This window comes from Sphingobium scionense, assembly GCF_014197035.1.
GTDB classification, from domain to species: domain Bacteria; phylum Pseudomonadota; class Alphaproteobacteria; order Sphingomonadales; family Sphingomonadaceae; genus Sphingobium; species Sphingobium scionense.
The window spans coordinates 1-2413 of the sequence record NZ_JACIEU010000081.1; the positions used below are offsets into that span (position 1 = coordinate 1).

Here is a 2413-nt window from a genome sequence, read left to right on the forward strand (position 1 = left end):
TCTGCGGATTATGTTTCGGGTGTCACGGGTGGGTCAACCCGTGGTTTTCTCCTTTGGGTTCTGGCCTGCTTGGCAGAGCTGTTTTTGAAGCGGAAGCTATCGTTGCCGGTCTCCAGGATGTGGCAGTGATGGGTAAGCCGATCGAGGAGCGCCGTGGTCATTTTGGCGTCGCCGAACACGGTGGCCCATTCGCTGAAGCTCAGGTTTGTGGTGATGATGACGCTGGTGCGCTCGTAGAGTTTGCTCAGCAGGTGGAAGAGCAGCGCGCCACCTGAAGCACTGAACGGCAGATATCCAAGCTCATCCAGGATAACGAGATCGGAGTGCAGGAGGCGATTGGCGATCTGACCGGCCTTGCCCTGTGCTTTTTCCTGCTCGAGCGCATTGACCAGTTCGACCGTCGAGAAGAAGCGGACGCGCTTTCGATGATGTTCGATGGCCTGGATGCCCAGCGCCGTTGCCACATGGCTCTTGCCGGTGCCAGGACCGCCGACCAGCACGATATTGTCGGCGATGTCGATGAAGTCGCAGCGATGCAACTGACGCACCAGAGCTTCATTGACCTCGCTACTGGTAAAGTCGAAGCCGGCCAGATCGCGATAGACAGGGAAGCGCGCGATCTTGAGCTGATAGGCCACAGACCGAACCTCCCGTTCTGCTGTCTCGGCTTTGAGCAACTGGGAGAGGATCGGGATGGCGGCTTCGAACGCTGGAGATCCCTGTTCCATGAGATCGGTGACGGCCTGCGCCATGCCATGCATCTTGAGGCTGCGGAGCATGACGACGATGGCGCCGCTGGCAGGGTCATGACGCATGACGCTTCTCCTTGCGCAGATCATCATAGCGTTCGACATTGGCCACCGGCTCGCTGACCAGTTTGAGCGCCTGGGGCGCCGTCACCGGCGGCGTGGAGATCGGTTTTCCGTCGACCAGCCTATAGAGCAGATTGAGGATATGGGTCTTGGTCGGAACGCCAGCCTCCAGCGCCATGGTGACCGCCGTCAGCACCAGTTGCTCATCATGATGAAGAACCAGCGCCAGTATTTCGACCATTTCCCTGTCGCCGCCGGGATTGCGCAACAGATGTCGCTGCAGACGCTGGAACGCATCGGGTAGCTCAAGGAAGGGCGCACCGTTGCGCAGGGCGCCGGGCTTGCGCTGCACGACCGCCAGATAATGGCGCCAGTCATAAACCGTATGACCTGGACCGTCGTGAGAGCGGTTGATGATGCGCTGATGTGCGCAGATTGGCTGCCCCTCGGCGACGACCTGGAAGCGATCAGGATAGACGCGCAGGCTGACAGTGCGATTGGCGAAAGAGGCCGGTACGCTGTAGCGATTGCGCTCAAAGTGGATGAGGCACGTCGGCGATACCCGTTTGCGATATTCCACAAAACCATCGAAGGGCCTGCCCGCAACCATCAGACACTCAGATTCATCGGCCCAGGCATTGGCAACCGATCCGGGTTCGATCCCGTGAGGGATGTCCTCCCATAACGCCTTGCAGCGCTCCTCCAGCCACAGGTTCAGCGCATCAAGGCTTTCGACCTGCGGCGTGGGTTGCCACAGACGGTGCCGCGCATCCTGGACATTCTTCTCGACCTGCCCCTTTTCCCATCCCGCAGCCGGGTTACAGAACTCGGCTTCAAACAGATAATGGCTGACCATCGTCAGGAAGCGTGCGTTGACGGTGCGTTCCTTGCCACGCCCGACCTTGTCGACGGCCGTGCGCATATTGTCATAGATACCCCGGCGCGGCACGCCGCCCAGCACGCGGAAGGCGTGATTATGGGCGTCGAACAGCATCTCATGGGTTTGCAGCAGGTAGGCGCGCACGATGAATGCCCGGCTGTAACTGAGCTTGAAATGCGCGACCTGCAGCTTGGTCCGAACCCCGGCGATGATTGCCCAGTCCTCACTCCAATCAAACTGGAAAGCTTCCCCCGGCGCAAACGACAGGGGCACGAATGTCCCACGCCCGCCAATCTGTTGCTGGCGCCGATAATCTTCGCGCCAGTCCCGAGCAAAAGCGGCAACCCGGTTGTAGGATCCTTCATAACCCAGGCTCACCAAATCGGCGTGAAACTGCTTGATCGTGCGCTTCTGCTTGCGCGATCGGCCCATATCGCGCCGCAGCCAGGCCGCCAGATGCTCAGCAAATGGGTCCAGTTTGCTTGGTCGATCAGGCACCTTGAACCGCGGATCGATCGTCTCGGACCGCAAATATTTGCGGATCGTGTTGCGTGATAGTCCGGTGCGCCGCGCTATCTCCCGGATCGGTAGATGATCGCGAAAATGCCAGCGCCGGATAACGCTCAATAACGCCATGTCCAACACTCCATATACCCTCGCTTGTCAAAGCCAGGGACGAGTTCAACATGGGTCAATTCTCAGCGGAAATTTACGCCCTACC

At 59.3% G+C, this 2413-nt stretch carries 2 protein-coding genes; both read right to left on the bottom strand.

The features are described from left to right. Positions 1-8: 8 nt before the first annotated feature. Complete coding sequence (gene istB, locus GGQ90_RS28770) at positions 9-815, bottom strand: IS21-like element helper ATPase IstB (protein WP_037523679.1); 807 nt, start codon at positions 813-815, stop codon at positions 9-11. Next, positions 805-2328, bottom strand: coding sequence for an IS21 family transposase (istA, locus tag GGQ90_RS28775; protein WP_086491680.1), 1524 nt, complete (start codon positions 2326-2328; stop codon positions 805-807). The genes istB and istA overlap by 11 nt, the downstream gene beginning before the upstream one ends. Positions 2329-2413 lie beyond the last annotated feature (85 nt).

Bases quoted from the DNA above. Each gene is read 5' to 3' on its own strand.
- istA (WP_086491680.1), bottom strand. From the start codon at position 2,328: ATGGCGTTATTGAGCGTTATCCGGCGCTGGCATTTTCGCGATCATCTA.
- istB (WP_037523679.1), bottom strand. From the start codon at position 815: ATGCGTCATGACCCTGCCAGCGGCGCCATCGTCGTCATGCTCCGCAGC.